This window comes from Cupriavidus sp. SK-4, assembly GCF_000611125.1.
GTDB classification, from domain to species: domain Bacteria; phylum Pseudomonadota; class Gammaproteobacteria; order Burkholderiales; family Burkholderiaceae; genus Cupriavidus; species Cupriavidus necator.
Map to the genome: position 1 here is coordinate 47,221 of NZ_JFJW01000022.1, position 19,215 is coordinate 66,435.

General features: G+C 68.4%; 14 protein-coding genes and 1 pseudogene. 10 read left to right on the forward strand and 5 right to left on the reverse strand.

The features are described 5' to 3' along the window. Positions 1–120 precede the first annotated feature (120 nt). The 3 genes and pseudogenes from CF68_RS05210 (at position 121) to CF68_RS05220 (ending at position 3,630) form a co-directional block, all read left to right on the forward strand. Positions 121–1,068, forward strand: a complete 948-nt coding sequence (locus CF68_RS05210) for a LysR family transcriptional regulator (protein WP_051591403.1) — start codon at positions 121–123, stop codon at positions 1,066–1,068. A 102-nt stretch (positions 1,069–1,170) separates the two neighbouring features. Beyond that, positions 1,171–2,598 (forward strand): amidase, encoded by a 1,428-nt coding sequence (locus CF68_RS05215; RefSeq protein WP_035816507.1) that lies wholly within the window; start codon positions 1,171–1,173, stop codon positions 2,596–2,598. A gap of 68 nt (positions 2,599–2,666) precedes the next feature. Further along, positions 2,667–3,630: pseudogene (locus tag CF68_RS05220) on the forward strand (Bug family tripartite tricarboxylate transporter substrate binding protein). Between the two features lie 20 nt (positions 3,631–3,650). On the opposite strand, the gene CF68_RS05225 reads toward CF68_RS05220, so the two are convergent. After that, positions 3,651–5,810 (reverse strand): PQQ-dependent dehydrogenase, methanol/ethanol family, encoded by a 2,160-nt coding sequence (locus CF68_RS05225; protein WP_035816509.1) that lies wholly within the window; start codon positions 5,808–5,810, stop codon positions 3,651–3,653. A 299-nt stretch (positions 5,811–6,109) separates the two neighbouring features. On the opposite strand from CF68_RS05225, the gene CF68_RS05230 reads away from it, so the two are divergent. Continuing rightward, positions 6,110–6,907, forward strand: coding sequence for a crotonase/enoyl-CoA hydratase family protein (locus CF68_RS05230; RefSeq protein WP_010812087.1), 798 nt, complete (start codon positions 6,110–6,112; stop codon positions 6,905–6,907). 14 nt (positions 6,908–6,921) lie between these two features. On the opposite strand, the gene CF68_RS05235 is transcribed toward CF68_RS05230, so the two are convergent. From CF68_RS05235 to CF68_RS05245, 3 genes are all read right to left on the reverse strand, one after another. Beyond that, a complete protein-coding gene (locus CF68_RS05235; RefSeq protein WP_035816511.1) occupies positions 6,922–8,400 on the reverse strand; it encodes an acyl-CoA-binding protein in 1,479 nt (492 codons plus the stop codon). Then, positions 8,393–9,667: an MASE1 domain-containing protein gene (locus tag CF68_RS05240; RefSeq protein ID WP_035816513.1), complete on the reverse strand. Its 1,275-nt coding sequence runs from the start codon at positions 9,665–9,667 to the stop codon at positions 8,393–8,395. The genes CF68_RS05235 and CF68_RS05240 overlap by 8 nt, the downstream gene beginning before the upstream one ends. Positions 9,668–9,755: 88 nt before the next feature. Then, the gene (locus CF68_RS05245) at positions 9,756–10,571 is read right to left on the reverse strand and encodes an IclR family transcriptional regulator (RefSeq protein WP_051591404.1); all 816 of its coding nucleotides are present in this window, start codon (positions 10,569–10,571) and stop codon (positions 9,756–9,758) included. Between the two features lie 215 nt (positions 10,572–10,786). Here CF68_RS05245 and CF68_RS05250 point away from each other — a divergent pair, with 215 nt between their 5' ends. The 6 genes from CF68_RS05250 (at position 10,787) to purT (ending at position 17,581) form a co-directional block, all read left to right on the forward strand. Beyond that, positions 10,787–11,965 (forward strand): thiolase family protein, encoded by a 1,179-nt coding sequence (locus tag CF68_RS05250; RefSeq protein WP_035816515.1) that lies wholly within the window; start codon positions 10,787–10,789, stop codon positions 11,963–11,965. 39 nt (positions 11,966–12,004) lie between these two features. Then, the gene (locus CF68_RS05255) at positions 12,005–12,769 is read left to right on the forward strand and encodes an SDR family NAD(P)-dependent oxidoreductase (RefSeq protein WP_013956840.1); all 765 of its coding nucleotides are present in this window, start codon (positions 12,005–12,007) and stop codon (positions 12,767–12,769) included. Between the two features lie 42 nt (positions 12,770–12,811). Beyond that, positions 12,812–13,576, forward strand: coding sequence for a crotonase/enoyl-CoA hydratase family protein (locus tag CF68_RS05260; RefSeq protein WP_035816516.1), 765 nt, complete (start codon positions 12,812–12,814; stop codon positions 13,574–13,576). A 118-nt stretch (positions 13,577–13,694) separates the two neighbouring features. Then, on the forward strand, positions 13,695–14,687 hold the full coding sequence (locus tag CF68_RS05265; RefSeq protein WP_035816517.1) for a tripartite tricarboxylate transporter substrate binding protein: 993 nt from the start codon (positions 13,695–13,697) through the stop codon (positions 14,685–14,687). Positions 14,688–14,868: 181 nt separating this feature from the next. After that, positions 14,869–16,113 carry an MFS transporter gene (locus CF68_RS05270; protein WP_035816519.1) on the forward strand — a complete coding sequence of 415 codons (1,245 nt, stop codon included), beginning with the start codon at positions 14,869–14,871 and terminating at the stop codon, positions 16,111–16,113. Positions 16,114–16,375: 262 nt separating this feature from the next. Then, positions 16,376–17,581 (forward strand): formate-dependent phosphoribosylglycinamide formyltransferase, encoded by a 1,206-nt coding sequence (purT, locus tag CF68_RS05275; RefSeq protein WP_084187078.1) that lies wholly within the window; start codon positions 16,376–16,378, stop codon positions 17,579–17,581. 14 nt (positions 17,582–17,595) lie between these two features. Here the strand turns inward: purT and CF68_RS05280 are convergent, their stop codons facing one another. Next, a complete protein-coding gene (locus CF68_RS05280; protein ID WP_035816521.1) occupies positions 17,596–18,927 on the reverse strand; it encodes a mechanosensitive ion channel family protein in 1,332 nt (443 codons plus the stop codon). Between the last annotated feature and the right edge of the window lie 288 nt (positions 18,928–19,215).

A 19,215-nucleotide genomic window follows, 5' to 3' on the forward strand; every position in this document is an offset into this window, starting at 1 on the left:
GGGTACGGCCATGGCGTAGAGGGGACGATAGACGCCTCCCGTGGCATCGATCAATGCCTACAATGCATAGCAGAATTCCACTGCAAGCAAATCCAGGCTGGCATCAAAAAAGCTGCGCACATGCAAGACGAACTTACCCTGAAGGCACTTGGCATCTTTGTGGAGGTGGCCCGCACCGGCAGCGTCACCAGCGCCGCGGCACGGCTGGGGCTGGCGCAGTCGGTGGTCAGCCGGCAGGTCGCGGCGCTGGAGCGCCTGATCGGTGGCGCCCTCGTTTATCGCAACGGGCGCGGCGTGGCGCTGACGTCGCTCGCCGGCCAGTTGCTGGAGCAGGCCGTGCCGCTGCTGGACGGTGCGACCGAGCTGCTTGACACCGCGCGCGGCCACGCCGGCCATGTCAGCGGCGTGGTCACCATCGGCCTGGTGCCGGCGGTGTCGCCGGCGCTGTCCAGTGCACTGCTGGCCGAGATCGGCACGCGTTATCCCGGGGTGCGTCTGCGCATCGTGGAGGGATACAGCGGCGATATCGAAACGCGCCTGTCGCAGGGCGAGATCGATCTCGGCGTGGTCAACCGCTACCGCGCCGCCGGGCGCAACAGCTACCGGCGCCTGTTCGAGACCCCGCTGATGCTGGTCGGGCGCCGCGAGCGGCTGGCCGAACGGTGCCGCGAGCTGGGCATCGGGCCAGGCCCGCTGGCTACGCGGCAGCTGGCGCGCTTTCCGCTGGTGCTGCCAGTGCCGCCCAATGCCATCCGCACGCTGCTCGACGACCTCGCCACGCGGCAGAAATTCAGCCTGGGGGTGGTGATGGAGGCCGGCTCCTCCGCCGTGGTCAAGCGGATCATGGCCGATCACATGGCCTTCAGCGTGCTGCCCTACCACGCCGTGGCGGAGGAACTGGCCAGCGGCCTGATGGATGCCCGGCCGCTGGGCGAGCGCGCCATGCGCCAGTCGGTGGTGCTGGCGGCCAGCAGCCTGCGCCCGTTCACACAGGCGGCGCGCACGGTGGCGCAGTGCATCCCTGAGCTTGCCGAACGCTTCCTCGCCGATGGCACCTGGCGGCGATAGTCCCCGCGTACGCGGGCCGGTTGTAAGATGCCAGCGTATCGCCATCACGCCTGCGCGCGCCGAAGCCGGCATGCGCGGCCATCTTCAGGAGACGCCCGTCCAATGAGCGAAGCGCTTTGTCTTGCCAGCGCCGCCGAACTGCAGCAGCGCATCCGGCGCAAGGAGATCTCGCCGGTGGAACTGGCCGCTGCGGTGCTGGCGCGCGCCGAGCGGCTGCAGCCGGTGCTGAACTGCTTTATCACGCTGTGCGCGGACGAGGCCATGGCCGCGGCGCGCGCGGCGGAAGCGGAAGTGATGTCCGGCCGGCCGCTGCCCCCGCTGCACGGCATTCCTTTCACCGCCAAGGACATCGTCAACACGCGCGGCGTGCGCACCACCTTTGGCGCCGTGCCGATGCGCGACCACGTGCCGGCCGAAGACGCCGTGGCGGTGGCGCGGCTGCGCGCGCAGGGGGCGATCCTGGTCGGCAAGACCACCACGCCGGAATTCGGCTCCAAATGCCTGACCGATTCGCCGCTGTTCGGGCGCACCCGCAATGCCTGGCACGCCGAACGCACCAGTGGCGGCTCCAGCGGCGGCGCCGCGGTGGCAGTGGCCAGTGGTATCGCGCCGCTGGCGGTGGCAACCGATGGCGGCGGCTCCACGCGCATTCCTGCCGCGTGCAATGGCGTGGTGGGCATCAAGCAGAGCCAGGGGGTGATTCCGCATAGCCAGGCCCAGGACCTGTTCGGCAACCAGACCTACGTGACGCCGACCACGCGCACGGTGGCCGACACCGGCCTGATGCTGCAGGCCATGGCCGGGGAGCATCCGTGCGACCCGTGGTCGATCGGCGTGCCCGCCGCCGACTACGTGGCCGCGGCGCAGCCGCAGGGCGACCTGCGTGGCCGGCGCATCCTGTATTGCCTGGCGCCGCCGGGCCGCCCGGTGTCCGCGGACGTGACACGCGCGTTCGAGGCCAGCCTGGACAAGCTGCGCGCGCTGGGCGCCGAACTGGAGCCGTTCGGCGGCGAAGGGTTCGACGTCGAGCCTGTCTGGCGTGCCATCAACCACACGGTATGGCGCACGCGCTTTGCCCCGATCGTGGCGCAGCATCGCGATGCCTTGAGCCCGACCTTCGTGCGCCAGGTGGAATCCGCCGCCGCATTCACCGCCGTGGAATACCAGCAGGCGATGTTCGAGCGCTCGCAGCTGTTCCTGCGCGTGCAGGCGCTGCTGGGACGCGCCGACCTGCTCGCCATGCCCACCATCACACGCACCGCACTGCCGCTGGAGCAAGACCTGTTCGGCCAGATCGAAATCGACGGCCAGGACTATCCCGATGTGCGCGCGAACTGGTTCCCCTGGACCATGCCGTTCAATATGACGGGGCATCCGGCCATCAGCCTGCCCTGCGGCTTTGACGGCGACGGACTGCCGATCGGGCTGCAGCTGGTCGGGCAGTTCCGCGGCGACGCGGCGCTGCTGCGTGCGGCGGCCTTGTACGAATCGGTCCATGACCTCACGGGCCAGTGGCCCACCCTGCCCTGACACCCTCTCAACATCGTTCCCTGACTGCCATGACTCATCAAGTCCGATTGACGCGCCGGCTGCTGGCCATGACCGCTGTCGCTGCCGCCACCTTCGCCATGACCGCTCCGGCCGGCGCAGCCGATGCCGAGCCGATGCATATCATCGTCGGCTACGCCCCCGGCGGCGCCGCCGACAGCCTGGCGCGCCTGTATGCCGAGCAACTGCGCCAGGACGGCCACGGCACGGTGGTGGTCGAAAACCGCCCCGGCGCGTCGGCGCGCCTGGCGCTCGACTACGTGAAGCGCGCCAGGCCCGATGGCAAGACCGTGTTCATCGGCCCCTCGCCCCTGTTCACCATCTTTCCGCTGACCTACAAGAAGCTGTCATATGACGCCGACAAGGACCTGGTGCCCGCGGCGGTGCTGACCGATGTGCCGACCGCGGGCGCCACCGGCGNCCACCGGCGTGCAGCAGCCTTACCAGAACATGAAGGAATACGTGAGCTGGGCCAGGCGCAACCCGGGCGGCGCCAGCCTCGGCCTGGCCACCATCGGCAGCGCCGGCCACCTGGGCACGGTGGCACTGGGCAAGGCCGAAGGCATCGCCATCACGCCCGCGGCGTATCGCGGCGCATCGCCGATGCTGGTGGATGTGGTCAGCGGCAATGTGTCGATCGGCTGGGATGCCGTGGCCAGCATGATGCCGCTGTACAAGGGCGGCAAGCTGCGCTTCCTTGGGGTGAGCGGCACGCGCCGCGCCAAGGCGCTGCCCGAAGTGCCCACCATGAAGGAACAGGGCTTCAGCCAGTATGACCACGCAACCAGCTGGTACGGCGTGTTCGTGCCTGCTGGCACGCAGCCTGACATGGTGGCGCAGGTGGAAAAGATGTTCCTCGCCGCCTCGGCCAACGCCGCCACCGCGGCCAAGCTGGAAGCGCTCGGCCTGGAAGTGGTGGCGCGCCCCGGCCAGGAAGGCCGCCGCCGCATCCAGCTGGAGCGCGCCGCGTGGAAGCCGATCGTGGAGGCGACCGGCTTCCAGGCCGAGGACTGAGGCTCGGCCCGGCCCAGCCCTCAGGGCTTGGGCCGCACCGCGTCAGCGGTCCCCTGGATAAAGGCCTTGATCTTCTCGACATCGTCCGGCGTCAGCTTGCCGGTGAAGTCAGGCATGCCGCGCGCCATCGCCGGCCCCTTGAAGACCACCTTGTCCAGGTTCTCGATATAGGCGGCATCGATATAGCCCAGGTTGGGGATATTGCCGCCGCGGTCCACGCCGGGCACGCCGTGGCACAGGGCGCAGTTGCTGACGTACAGGCCGGTTCCCGCCTTGACCTGCGCCGGGTCATATTTCACGCCCTGCAGCAGCCTGGCGGCGCGGTACTCGGCAAAGGCCGGCAGCGGCGCCTTGCCGCCGAGGGCGAAGGTGTAGACCGTGCCCGGCCCCTGCCGGTTGGTGGCGCGCTGGGCCTGCCCGTAGACCCCGCCCCAACCCACTGCAACTGACACATACTGCTTGCCGTTCAACTCGAAGCTGACCGGCGCCGCCACCACGCCGGTGCCGGTGGGCGACTCCCACAGCTTGTCGCCGCTGCGCGCGTCATAGGCGACAAAGCGGCCGTCGGCGGTGCCCTGGAACACCAAGTTGCCGGCCGTGGTCAGCGTGCCCCCGTTCCACGGCGACACATGCTCCTGCGTCCACGCGGCCTTCTGCTGCACCGGGTCCCAGGCGATCAGCCGGCCAAAGGGCTTGCTCCTGGGCGGCTCGGCGTTCAGGAACTTGGCGGTGTTCCAGCCCACGTTGCCATGCGGGGTGCCGGGCTTGCCTTCATTGAAGTTCCAGGTCTTGTCGTCCATCAGGTTGATCGGCACGTTCTGCGCCGGCAGGTAGACCAGCCCGGTCTGCGGGTTGAACGACATCGGATGCCAGTTGTGCGCGCCGTACGGCCCGGGGACCGAGTCATAGGGCTTGTCGGTGGCGCGCGCCTCGGGCCGCTCGATGGGGCGGCCATTGGCGTCATAGCCGGTGGCCCAGTTCACGTCGACAAAGTTCTTTGCCGAGATGAACTTGCCGTTGGTGCGGTCGATGACGAAGAAGAAGCCGTTCTTGGGCGCGTGCAGGATGACCTTGCGCATCTGCCCGTCGAGCTTCAGGTCGGCCAGGATCATCGGCTGCGCCGAGGTGTAGTCCCAGTTGTCGCCCGGGGTCTCCTGATAGTGCCAGACATACTTGCCGGTATCCGGGTTGAGCGCGACGATCGAGGCCAGATACAGGTTGTCGCCGCCGGCCGGACTGCGCTTGCTGTGCGACCAGGGCGCGCCGTTGCCGGTGCCGACGTACATCAGGTTCAGTTCAGGGTCGAAAGCCAGCGTGTCCCAGGCCGTGCCGCCGCCGCCCGCCTCCCAGTACTTGCCGCTGGGGTCCCACGTCTTGGCCGCCGCGGCCATCGACTCATCCTCGAACGGCCTGGAGGGATCGCCCGGCACCGTGAACCAGCGCCACTTCTGCTCGCCGGTGCCGGCGTCATAGGCGGTGATGTAGCCGCGCACGCCATATTCTGCGCCGCCGTTGCCGATGATGACCTTGCCCTTGAACACGCGCGGCGCGCCGGTGATGGTGTACGAGTACTTGCGGTCGATGATGGTGTCCTTCTCCCACAGCTTGCGGCCGCTGGCGGCATCCAGCGCGATCAGCCGGCCATCGTAGGCGGCCACGAACACCTTGCCCTGGTACAGCGCCACGCCGCGGTTGACCACGTCGCAGCAGCCGCGATAACCGAGCGAGCGATCCACCTTGGGATCGAAAGTCCAGAGCCGCTTGCCGGTGCGCGCATCGACCGCATGCACCACGCTCCATGACGCGGTGACGTACATCACGCCGTCCACCACCAGCGGGGTTGCTTCCACGCCGCGGGTCGACTCCAGGTTGTAGGTCCACACCAGGCCCAGGTCGCGCACGTTGGCGGCATCGATCTGCCTGAGCCGGCTGAAGCGGGTCTCGGCATAGTCCAGGCCATGGCTGGGCCAGTCGCGGGCCGTGCTGGCATTGGCACTGATGAAGGCGCCGTCAACCTTGGCTGCCGCATTGCGCGGCGCCGCGGCGCCGGCGGGCAAGACCTGCATCACCAGCGCCAGGGCCGCTGCCAGGAGGCCTGTGGCGCGCCTCATGGTGCGGCGGGTGTGCATTGCAACATCGGGGGCAACGGGGTCCGTCGCCTGCGTCAACGCATGGCTCATGTCGTCTCCTGTAGGGCATTCTTGTTGGAATTCGGGACTGCAGGATTACGGAACTGCGCGGTGCCGGGCGGTGGCCGGGGCCTATAGATAATCGGTGAGCGATCCGATTATGGGTACAGGGATTACCCGCGGAAAGTCGTGCAGCCGGCGCAAGGCGGCTGGCATCCCGAGCCTGCCGAGTGATATGTGCAGGATATTGCTGATGAAGAAATGAATATTGGACGGTGCGGGCGCCGGTGCCTTAGCCTTGGCGCCAAGGCAGGCAACCAGCCCGCATCGCCGCATCCGGAGACATCACCATGAGCAACTTCCTTCTCTACGAGCAGCAGGACCATATCGTCACCCTGACGATGAACGAGCCCGAGCGCCGCAACCCGCTGACCGGCAATACCGCCGTGGCGGAGTTCCTGGCCGCGATCGACCGCATCCACGGCGACCGCAGCGTGCGCGCCGTGGTCATTACCGGCGCGGGCACGGCGTTCTCGTCGGGCGGCAATATCAAGGACATGGAACGCCAGGCCTCCGGCGCAGTGCCGGGCATGGAAATCCGGCAGGACTACCGCTGCGGCATCCAGCGGCTGCCGCTGGCGCTGTTCAACCTGGAAGTGCCGGTCATCGCCGCGGTCAATGGCGCGGCCATGGGCGCGGGGCTGGACCTGGCCTGCATGTGCGACATCCGCATTGCCTCGGAGCGCGCGCAGTTTGCCGAGTCCTTCGTCAAGCTCGGCATCATCCCCGGCGACGGCGGCGCATGGCTGCTGCCGCGCGTGATCGGCCTGTCGCGGGCGGCGGAGATGACCTTCACCGGCCAGCCGATCGATGCCAGGCTGGCGCTGGAATGGAACCTGGTGTCGCGCGTGGTCGCGCCCGAGGCGCTGCTGCCCACGGCCTATGAGTTGGCCGGCCGCATCGCCGCCAACCCGCCGCATGCGGTGCGCCTGGCCAAGCGCCTGATGCGCGAGGCCATGCATACGCGCCTGGATACGCTGCTGGAACTGTCCGCCGGCTTCCAGGCGCTGTCGCACCAGACCGCCGACCACCGTGAGGCAGTGCAGGCGTTCCTGGACAAGCGCACGCCGGTGTTCACCGGCAACTGAGGGACAACTGAGGGTCAGGCGGACTGCGTCTCCGCCGACTTCAGCTGGTTGACCAGCGCCACGTAGTCGCGCATGGCCTGCTCGCGCGCCAGCCCGCGGCGCGCGGCCCAGGCGTCGTACTTGGCGCGGCCGACCATGTCCATCATGCCCGGCCGCTCGCCGCTGACGTCGCCCACGCTGCCCTGCTTGTAGAGCGCGTACAGGTCAAGCAGCGTGTCGTTGCCGGGTGCGTGGCGCAGGGTCTTCGACAAGGCTGCCGCGGCTTCGAAGGCTTGCTCGGCGGGGCTTGGCCCCTGCGCCGTGGGCGCGCCGCCAAAGTGCGCGTCTTCCAGCGCGATCTCGTCCGGGAACCAGCGCCCCTCCAGCAGCTTGCCGTCGCGCAGCGCAAACGCCAGCACGCCTTGCGAGGCCAGCGTGCCGCTGCGCAGCGTGGCCGGCACCACCGCCATGCCGGCATTGAGCACTGGCGCTCCGAACGCGGTAAACGCCACCCCCGCATCCGCCCACGCGCGCAGCCGCGGCAGCGCACGCTCGCCCCGGTAGACGCCGCTGGCGCGGTTGCTGCCAGGCTGGAACCACGCAAAATCGCCCTTGCCACGCGCATACAGCGCGGCAAAGTCGCCGCGCTCCAGGTCGGCGCGCGCGGCGGCAAGCAGCTCCGTCATCTGCGCCGGGCTCATGCGGGCGTCGTCGCTGGGCATGCCGAGCGAGGTGGGGACGCTGGCCTCGAAGAACTCCAGCACGCTTCTCGCTACCAGTTCGCGGTCGTTGTCGACGCAGACCATGTGGTAGCTGTCTTCCAGCACCAGCATGCGCGCCTGGCCGGCACGCTTGCCGTGCCCGATCTGCTCGACCAGGTAGTTGGCCGAGCGCAGGCTGGTCAGCTCGTCCAGGCGCGCATGAACCACCAGCGTCGGGCAGGCGATTCGCTGCAGACCCTGGCGCACGAAGCCGCGCAGGCGGTCCACCTCGCGGATGCAGGCCAGCGGCACCCAGCGGTAGTGGAAGTTCTCGCCGCGCGCGAACTTGGCCTTGACGATCTCGCGCAGCTGCTCGTTCTTGATGCCGTAAGGCTCTTCCTCTTCGACCTTCATGCGGTCCGCCACGCCGGGAACGCGGTAGAGCACCGTGCGCAGCGCGCGGTACCAGGGCGTGGCCCAGCCGTCGATATAGACCGGCGGCGCCAGCGCCACCAGGCGGCCCTTGGTGTGCTGCTCGCGCTTGACCGTTTCCACCGCCAGCAGCGCGCCCATGCACATGCCCATCACGTGCAGCGTCTCATGCTGGTCGACGATCTCGCGGTACTTGACGCGCACCGCTTCAAGCCAGTCTTCGGCGCGCACGCCGCACAGGTCCTCGGGGCGCGAGCCGTGGCCTGGCAGCGTCAGCGAATGGGTGACGAAGCCCGCGCGCTTGAGGCGCTTGTGCATCGAGCCCAGGTCATACTGCGTGCCGCCCAGGCCGTGGATCAGGAACACCCCGGGCTCAGCCATGGGCCGGCTCCGGCGTGGCCCGGCGCAGCAAGGCGGCCACCTGCTCCACCTGGCCGTCGGCGCCGCGGATGCCGGCAAGGCGCTCATGGATGCGCACCTTGCCGCTGTCCGGCAGCGTTACCGCGTATTCCTGCACGCTGTCGGGCGCGTCGCCGCGCGCCACGGCCGACCAGTTGGCTTGCACCAGCCCGCGCTCGGCGGAATCAACCCGGTCCAGCCATTCATCGACGCTGTTGACCTGGCGGATGGTGCCGCCCAGCAGTTCGGCAGCGCCTTCACCCCAGGTGGCGCGGCCGGTGACGGCGTCATATTCGACGCTGGCCACGCCCACTGCCTGCAGCGTGCGCGCATAACGAAGCCGCCAGGCGCGGGCATCTTCCAGCGCCGAGCGGCGCCCTTCGGACAGTGCGCGGCCGAGCAGCATCACCAGTGCCCAGACGATGACAAAGCCCTGCACCTCGACCACGGCCTCGCCGGGAAAGCCTTCGATGATATTGAACGGACCCGCGCCGCCCGCGGTGCGGTAGATGATCAGCAGGCAGCCGACAAGCGTGGCGACGGCGCCGCCGCGCGGCCCCCACAGCAGCGCCGTGGCCAGCAGGAATGGCATCGGCACATAGGCCAGCGTGGAGGCCAGGCCGCCGAAGCGTTGCGTGGCATTGGCCGAGAACACCACCAGCACCGCGAGCACGAAGATGATGAAGGCGAGCCCGCCGGCGGCGAACTGCTGCATGGGCATGCCGCCCGAGCGGCGCACGCGAAAGCCGCGGAACGCTACCACCACGGGGGCCACCAGCAGCAGCCCCGCAGCCGTGGAGAAAAACCAGGCGCGCCACTCGATCGGCAAATCCAGCCCGGGCCGCTGCCAGCGCCACAACTCGACCGCCAGCGTAGCCCCCAGCGCGGCGCCCGCCAGAGCGCCCGCGATCAGCAGCGTGGCGCCGAGCGGGCTTTGCGGGTCGCGCCGGCCATAGGTGGCAATCCAGCCCACCGTGCCCAGGCTGATCACCTCGATCAGCCCGAATGCCGCCGCGCCGGGCAGCGGCAGGCCATGGATCACCGCGCCCCACCCCGCCAGCGCGATGCCGGCGCCTGCCAGCACCGCCGGCCAGGACCAGCGCGCGCACACCAGCAGGGCGGCAAACGTGACGCCGCTGCCCAGCCACACCGGCACGGCCTCGGTCGCGGCTTGCCCGAGCGTGCGCGACACGCACGCCGCCAGCAGCACCAGCACGCCAACCGTCACCGCCAAGCGGATCTGCTGCATCGGATTCCCCTCCCATGGCACATGCGACTCAGAATAGTCGCAGGGTATGGCAAGGGCAAGTTAAGTCACTCGGGGCAAGCCGTGGCGATTATCCGGCCACGCCCAGCGCTCCCTCTACATTACGCACCAGGCTCACCAGGCGCGGGCCGATGTCCTCCTCAATCTGCTTGCTCTGCTGGCTGAACACCGGCACCGAGGCGGCAAAGATCCACGCCTCGCCGTCGCGGCGGGTGCGCATCGGCACGGCAACAGATTCCACCTCGCGGTGCAGGTCGCGGTGGCCGCGGCAGAAGCCGTGGTCTTGCAGGTCGCGGGCGGCATCGGCCAGGCGCTCCTGCAGCCAGTCGGCGCGCTGCGGATCGGCGGCGCGGAGCTGGGCGAGATAGGCCTCGCGCTCGGCCTCGGTCAACAGCACCAGGTAGCCGCGTCCGGAACCCGTGCGCGAGACCGACACGCGCGTGCCGACCTCGGGTCGGAATACATGGCTGCCCACGCCCTGGGCGATTTCGACGTAGGTCAGCGCATTGCCGCTGCCGACGATCAGCTCGACCTGTCCGGCGATGTGGTCCGCCAGCTCTTGCATGGCCGGCCGCGCCAGCTGGCGGATCGTCATGCGTGCCAGCGCGGGCGCGGCCAGGTTGATCAGCCCGACCCCGGGCACATAGCGCGACAAGCGTTCCGAATAGTGCAGCAAGCCCAGCTCGCACAAGGTGTCGAGCAGCCGGAACAGGGTCGGCTTGGCCAGGCCGGTGCGCTCCATCAGCTCGCGGCTGCTGAGCTCCTGCACCGTCGGGGAAAAGCAGTTGAGGATCGAAATGCCCCGCGCCAGCGCGCTGACAAGGCGCGCCTCGCCGTCGGCATCGGCGGGCGGCGGGGTCAGGGAGGCGTGTGGCGCATTCGTCATGTTATTGCCTTGATCCAAGGTTTTTTGATACGCGTGTCTCAAAACCCGGATGTTGCCCTTCGTTTTTTCCAAAGTCAAACAGGGTTATTTGAGTTTACACGACGCTTTTCCGAAGCCAGAATCCCAATTCATCGTATTGGACGATCACATTTCGGTACGGACGTCTCAATATCCCAGCCACGACCCGCAACGCTCGCCTTTTCAGGAGACACCGCATGCAACAAGCCGTCATCGTCGACGCCATCCGCAGCCCGATGGGCCGCTCCAAGCTAGGCTCGGCCTTCACCGAACTCCATGCCACCGAGTTGCTGGCCCAGGTCCTCAAGGGCCTGGTCGAGCGCAACAAGCTGGACCCGGGTTTGGTCGACGACGTGATCACCGGCTGCGTAACCCAGGCCGGCGAGCAGTCCGCCGGCCCGGGCCGGGTGGCGTGGCTGGCGGCAGGCTTTCCTGACCACGTGCCGGCCACCACGATCGACCGCAAGTGCGGCTCCAGCCAGCAGGCGGTGCATTTCGCCGCGCAGGGCATCATGGCCGGCGCCTATGACATCGTCATCGCCTGCGGCATCGAGTCGATGAGCCGCGTGCCGATGGGCTCGGCCCGCATCGGCCAGAACCCGTACGGCCCGTCGATGGAAGCGCGCTATGCGCCGGGGCTGGTCTCGCAGGGTGTCGCGGCGGAGCTGGTGGCAGCCAAGTACGAACTGTCGCGCCACGACATGGACAGCTATTCGGCCCGCTCGCACGAGCTGGCCGCCGCCGCGCGCGAAAGCGGCGCCTTCCGCCGCGAGATCCTGGGCATCAGCACGCCCAACGGGCTGGTCGAGCAGGATGAAACCATCCGCCCGGGCACCTCGGTGGAGAAGCTGGGCACGCTGCAGGCCTCGTTCCGCAATGACGAACTCAGCGCGCGTTTCCCGCAGATCGGCTGGAACGTGACCGCGGGCAATGCCTCGCAGATCAGTGACGGCGCCTCCGCCATGCTGCTGATGAGCGAATCGATGGCGCAGCGCCTGGGCCTGAAGCCGCGCGCTCGCTTTGTCGCCTTCGACGTGTGCGGCGACGATCCGGTCATGATGCTGACCGCCCCGATCCCCGCCAGCCAGCGCGCGATCAGGAAGAGCGGCCTGAAGCTCGACCAGATCGACCACTACGAGATCAATGAAGCCTTTGCCTGCGTGCCACTGGCCTGGCAGCGCGCGCTCGGCGCCGACCCGGCACGCCTGAACCCGCGCGGCGGCGCCATTGCGCTGGGCCATCCGCTGGGCGCCTCCGGCGTGCGGCTGATGACCACCATGCTGCATGCACTGGAAGACAGCGGCCAGCGCTATGGCCTGCAGTCGATGTGCGAAGCCGGCGGCATGGCCAACGCCACCATCATCGAGCGCCTGTAAGCGGCCCCTGAACCAAACATCCAGTCAAGGAGACACACCATGAAACTGACCAATATGTCCGCCGTCGTGACCGGCGGTGCGTCCGGCCTGGGCCTGGCCTGCGTGCGACGCCTGGTGGAACGCGGCGTCGACGTGGTGATCGCCGACCTGTCGGAAGAGCGCGGCAATGCCGCGGTCGACGAGTTTGGCGGCAAGGTCCGCTTCCTCAAGGCCGACGTGACCGACACCGACCAGATGAATGCCGTCTACGACGCCGCCGAAGCCATTGCCCCGCTGCGCGCGCTGATCCATTGCGCCGGCCTGGGCGGCCCGGTGCGCGTGGTCGAGAAGGACGGCTCGCCGGGTTCGCTGGAAAAGTACGAGTCGATCGTGCGCATCAACCTGATCGGCACCTTCAATGCGCTGCGCCTGGGGGCAGCGCGCATGGCCAAGAACGAACTGATCGACGGCGAGCGCGGCGCGTGCGTGCTGACCGCGTCGGTGGCCGCCTACGAAGGCCAGATCGGCCAGATTCCCTATGCCTCGGCCAAGGCCGGCATCGTCGGCATGACCCTGGTGGCCGCGCGCGACCTGGCACAGCGCGCGATCCGCGTCTGCACCATCGCCCCGGGGCTGTTCGACACCCCGCTGCTGGCCAAGCTGCCGGAGAACGTGCGCGCGTCGCTCGGCGCCATGGTGCCGCACCCGCCCCGCCTGGGCGCACCGGATGAATACGCGTCCACCGCGCTGCACATCCTGGAGAACCCCATGCTCAACGGCGAAACCATCCGCCTGGACGGCGCCATCCGCATGGCACCGCGCTGAGCCACGCGCTGCACCGATACCGACTTCTGACAAGGAAACCGCATGAGCGACACGCTGCAACTGGAAACCCGCGGCAATACGCTGCTGATCACCATGAACCGGCCCCAGGCGAAAAACGCCATGGACTTCGAGACCGCGACCACGCTGGCCGCCGCCATCGACCAGCTGGAAAGCCGCGACGACCTGAGCGTGGCCATCCTGACCGGCGCGGGCGGCACCTTCTGCTCGGGCATGGACCTGAAGGGCTTCCTCGAAGGCAAGCGCCCCAGCCTGCCTGGCCGCGGCTTTGGCGGGCTGACCGAGAAGCCGCCGCGCAAGGTGCTGATCGCCGCGGTGGAAGGCTATGCGCTGGCCGGCGGCTTCGAGCTGGCGCTGGCGTGCGACCTGATCGTGTCGTCGAAGGCGGCCAAGTTCGGCCTGCCTGAAGTCAAGCGCGGGCTGGTGGCCGGAGCCGGCGGCCTGATGCGTCTGCCGCGCCGGGTGCCGTACCACATCGCCATGGAATACGCGCTGACCGGCAATATGCTGGGCGCCGAGCAGGCCCACGCCTATGGCCTGATCAACCGCCTGACCGAAGCCGGCCAGGCGCTGGCTGGCGCGCTGGCGCTGGCCGACGAGATCGGCGCCAACGGCCCGCTGGCGGTTGCGGTCAGCAAGCAGATCGTGGCCGAGTCCGCCGACTGGAGCGCCGAGGAGATGTTCGAGCGCCAGCGCCCGTTGCTGGCGCCGGTGTTCACCTCGGCCGATGCCCGCGAGGGTGCCGCCGCATTCGCCGAGAAGCGCAAGCCGGTGTGGACGGGCAAGTGATGGCCCACGCCAGACGGAGGGCATCGATGTCATCCGCCCTGGACTAGAGAACGGCCGGCCGCAAGCCGGCCGTTTGCACATTCCAAGCAGCACACAGACCAGAACATGGAGGAGACCCATGAAACACAAGCTGCCAGAATCGCTGTTCAACACGTCCGCGGCCCTGCTGCTGGCGACCGCCGCCGCCACGCTGCCGCTGCCCGCCAGCGCCGCGGCCTGGCCTGAGCGCCCCATCACCATCATCGTGCCCGGCGCGCCGGGCGGCACCACCGACATCCCGACGCGCCTGGTGGCGCAGAAGCTGTCGGCCATCCTGGGCCAGCCGGTGGTGGTCGACAACAAGCCCGGCAGCGGCGGCATCATCGGCACGCAGGCCTTCATGCGCGCGGCGCCGGACGGCTACACGCTGCTGGTCGGCAATACCGGCTCGCACGCGATCAACTACAGCGCCTACAAGCAGTTGTCCTACCAGCCGCAGGACTTCATGCCGCTGACGGACCTGATCTCGTTCGCCAACGTGCTGGTGGTCGGCGCGCAGGCGCCGGTGCGCAGCGTGGCCGAGCTGATGGCGCAGCTCAAGCAGTCCCCGGGCAAGTATTCCTACGCCTCGGCCGGCATCGGGCAGACCACGCACCTGACGGCCGAACTGTTCCGGCTGCGCACGGGCACCGAAGTGATTCACGTGCCGTACAAGGGGTCGACGCCAGCCACGACCTCGGTGCTGGCGGGCGAAACCACTTTCATGTTCGACAACCTGACGCAGGCGCTGCCGCAGATCCGCGCCGGCAAGCTGCGCGCGCTTGCGGTGACCAGCGCCGAGCGCCTGCCGGCCCTGCCGGACGTGCCGACGATGGCGCAGGCCGGGGTGAAGGATTTCGTGGTGATGGGCTGGCTCGGCTTCTTTGCGCCGGCCAAGACCCCGCCGGCCATTGCCGCCACGCTGCAGGAAGCGCTGGGCAAGGCCATGCGCGACCCCGAGGTGGTGGCCAGGTTCCGCGACATGGGCGGCATCCCGGGCGGCGAACCGCAGCCGAAGTTCGCCGCGCTGGTCAGCGGCGAGATCAAGCGCTGGGGCGAGACCATCCGGGCATCCAAGGTTAGTCTGGACTAGCGAGGTGTGGGGCCGCCTTTGGCAAAGCGGAAGGCGGACCCGCCCAAAGCCAAATTGACACGGTTGGGCCTGGGGCATACGCTCGCCCTACCCTGCGATATATTCAGCGCACGCTTAAATGTAAAGACATGGAAAGCGCCCCGGGGCTCACAACGATAACGACAAGCGACGAGACCACACCGTGCCTACCCCCACCGCGCCTTCCCGCTACGAAGCCCTGCGCCCGGCCTTGCCGATCCTGATCGGCGCCTCCGTGATGCTCAGCCTGGCCATGGGCCTGCGCCAGAGCCTTGGCATCTTCATGCCGCCGCTGACGCGGGACATCGGCATCTCGGTATCGGATTTCACCATCGCCATCGCGGTACAGAACCTGGCGTGGGGCCTGCTGCAGCCGCTGGCCGGGGCCTGGGCCACGCGGATCGGCTTCCGGCCGCTGATGCTGGCCGGCTCGCTGCTCTATGTCACCGGACTGGTGCTGCTGGCGACCGCGCACAGCATGGTCGGCGTCACGCTGGGCGCGGGCGTGGCCATTGGCGCATCGATGGCATGCACCGGCAGCGCCCTGGCGATGGCGGTGGCGGCACGGCCGGTGTCGGCGGCGCTGCGCAGCACGGTGCTGGGGCTGGTGTCGGGCGCGGGCTCGCTGGGCGCGCTGCTGGCGGCGCCGATCGGGCAGATGGTGACGCAGGCCTACGGCTGGCGCGCCGGGCTGGCAGCGTTCGTGCTGCTGGCGCTGGTGATGCTGCCCGCGGCGTGGTTTGCCGGGCGCGTGGACCGGCTGCCGCTGGTGTCGCCCGCAGGGCGCGGCCAGGACAGCGCGCGTGAAGCGCTGGGCACCGCGCTGGGGCACGCGCCGTTCGTGGTGATGGCGCTGGCGTATTTCGTCTGCGGCATGCAGCTGGTCTTCCTGACCACGCACCTGCCGTCGTATTTGGACGTATGCGGTATGGACCCCATGCTCAGCGCGCAGGCGCTGGGCGTGATCGGCGGCTTCAACGTGCTGGGCAGCATTTTCTTCGGCTGGGCCGGCGGCCGCTTCAACAAGCTGATGCTGCTGGGCGGCATCTATACGATTCGCTCGCTGGCGCTGACCTGGTACTTCACGTCCGCGCCCACGCAGCAGAGCACGCTGGTGTTCGCCGCGGTGATGGGCTTCCTGTGGCTGGGGGTGGCGCCGCTGGTATCGGGCTGGATCGCCGAGACCTTCGGCCTGCGCTGGCAGGCCATGCTGGGCGGCGTGGCGTTCTTCAGCCACCAGATCGGCAGCTTTTTCGGCGCCTTCGGCGGTGGGCTGGTCTACGACGCGCTGGGTTCCTACACCGTGGCGTGGCAGGTCGGCGTGACGCTGGGGCTGGCCGCGGGTCTGGCGCAAATTGCATTTGCCGTGGCCACGCGGCGGCGCCCGCCGCTGATGGCCACGTCCTGAAACACCGTGCTGGGCCGCCCCGAACGGGGGATGCGGAGGGCGCGCTTAGCACCTAGCATGAACACTGAGCGGTCCGGTCTTGGATCCTCAGGCCTTTTCAAGCCCGCCCCCGCGCGGGTTTTTTTATGGTTCGTCGCTGAATTGGGTGGCACGCGCGCCAGGCGCCCTTCCCTGGCCCATACCAATATGCGCCCCCCTTCGGCGCCGCAGACAGCCCCCAGCACGTACAATCTCGGCTTTCCTTCCCGTCCCACCCGCTGCCATGACCACACTCGGAACGCCTCTCTCCCCCTCTGCCACCAAAGTGATGCTGCTCGGCTCCGGCGAGCTGGGCAAGGAAGTGCTGATTGCACTGCAGCGCCTGGGTGTGGAAACCATCGCCGTCGACCGCTATGACAATGCCCCCGGCCAGCAGGTAGCACACCACGCGCGCACCATCGCCATGAGCGACCCGGACCAGCTCAAGGCGCTGATCGAGGCGGAAAAGCCGCACCTGGTCGTGCCCGAGATCGAGGCCATCGCCACGCCCATGCTCGAAACCCTGGAAGCCGCCGGCACCGTGCGCGTGATCCCCACCGCCCGCGCCGCGCGCCTGACCATGGACCGCGAAGGCATCCGCCGCCTGGCCGCCGAATCGCTCGGCCTGCCGACCAGCCCGTACAAGTTCTGCGATTCGCTGGATGAACTGCAGGCTGCCATCGACGGCGGCATCGGCTACCCGTGCGTGGTCAAGCCGGTGATGAGCAGTTCCGGCAAGGGCCAGAGCAAGATCGACGGCCCCGAGGGCGTCAAGGCCGCCTGGGACTATGCCATGGCCGGCGGCCGCGTCAGCCACGGCCGCGTGATCGTGGAAGGCTTTATCGATTTCGACTACGAGATCACGCTGCTGACCGTGCGCGCCATGGGCGCCAGCGGCCAGGTGGAAACGCAGTTCTGCGCCCCGATCGGCCACGTCCAGGTCAGCGGCGACTACGTCGAAAGCTGGCAGCCGCAGCCGATGCACCCGGCCGCGCTGGAAACCGCCCAGCGCATCGCGCAGGCCGTCACGGCAGACCTGGGCGGCATGGGCCTGTTCGGCGTGGAGCTGTTCGTCAAGGGCGAGCAGGTCTGGTTCAGCGAAGTCAGCCCGCGCCCGCACGACACCGGCATGGTCACCATGGCCACGCAATGGCAGAACGAGTTCGAGCTGCATGCGCGCGCCATCCTGGGCCTGCCGGTCAACACCACGCTGCGCAGCCCCGGCGCCAGCGCCGTGATCTACGGCGGCGTGGATGCCCAGGGTGTGGTCTTCGATGGCGTGGACCAGGCGCTGAGCGTGCCGCAGACGGAGGTGCGCCTGTTCGGCAAGCCCGAGAGCTTCGTCAAGCGCCGCATGGGCGTGGCGCTGGCCTACGCCGACGATATCGACACCGCCCGCACGCGCGCCAAAGAAGCCGCCAGCCGCGTGCGTCCGCGCGCGGTCGGCTGAGCGTCAGGCGCAGGTCAGATCGGATGACTGCCCGCGGCGGCGCCGTGGGCAGGCGCATGATGGACGGTGGCCTGTGCCGCCGCCACCTGCGCCGCGGCCAGCACCGGCGAGATGCGCACGCCGCTCAGGTCCGCGCCTGACGGCGCCTGGTACAGGCGCAGGCCCAGCTCGGGCAGGATCGCCAGCAGGTGGTCGAAGACATCGCCCTGGATGCGCTCATAGTCCATCCACGCAGTCAGCGCGGTAAAGCAGTAGATCTCCACCGGGATGCCCTGCGAATCGGGCTCCATCATGCGCACGTTCAGCAGCAGGTCGTGGTGGATCTCCGGGTGCGCCTTCAGGTAGGCAATGCCATAGGCGCGGAAGGTGCCGACATTGGTCAGCCGGCGCCGGTTGACCGGGTCATTGCCGGCGGCAGTCAGCAGGCGGTTGGCCTCGTCGACCTCGGCCTGCTTCTCTTCCAGGTAGTCGTGCAGCAGCCGGAAGCGCATCAGCGCCTGCACTTCCCGGCCCTCCAGGAAGCGCACGCTGCCCGCATCCAGCCGCAACGTGCGCTTGATGCGCCGCGCGCCGGATTCGAACATCTGCCGGTAGTTGCGGTAGCTCTCGGAGAACAGCTTGTAGGTCGGCACCGTGGTCACGGTGTTGTCCCAGTTCTGCACTTTGACCGTATGCAGGGCGATGTCCTTGACGTAGCCGTCGGCATTGCACTGGGGCATCTCGATCCAGTCGCCGATCCGCAGCATGTCGTTGGAGGTCAGCTGGGTACTGGCCACCAGCGACAGCAGCGTGTCCTTGAACACCAGCAGCAGCACCGCCGACAATGCGCCCAGGCCAGACAACATCCACAGCGGCGAGCGGTCGATCAGGATCGACAGCACCAGCACCGAGCACACCAGCCCCAGCCCGAGCCGCCCCACCTGGATATAGCCCTTGATCGAGCGCGTCTGCGCCTCGCGGCTGCTGGCGTATACGTCCTGCCAGGCGCTCAGCACGCCGCCCAGCATCAGGAAGAAGCAGATCCACAGGCCGGCATGGGCCAGGCGCTCGATGGCCAGCGCATAGCGGCCCATGTGCGGCACTTCGCCAATGCCGACGGTGATCACCGCGAACCCGACCGCATAGCCGAAGCGCCGATAGGCACGATAACGCGTCAGCGCCTTGCTCCAGGGCGCCTTGCCCCATACCGTCAGCAAGCGATGGGCGATACGCGACATCACGTGGCCGAACAGCCACTGCGCGACCACGGCGATCAGCACCAGCACCAGCAGGTACAAGGCAATCTGGGCCCACGGATGGGCCGGAATACGTTGCTGGAACAGTTCCAGCAGGGCATCGAAACTCATAGGGGGGCGGCTTGAGCCAGTCTGTCACAGTCTGTCAGACAGACAGTGTACAGAAGCCTCCGGGTGGGTGGTTCAGCCTGGCTGCAAGCTCACGCCGTGACGGGACGGCCTCCACGCTAAACGTCCTCGCCAGAAGCTGAGGGCCGCGGCTTGGCCGGGTTCGGACAACGCATCGCCCGACACTGCCCTGTGCTTCATATATAAACAGTTCATATGCGATGCTTTTTTCTTGATACCTTCTAAAAAAATTAAAGCTCTCTTGCCGGCGCACATCAATCTGCATTAACT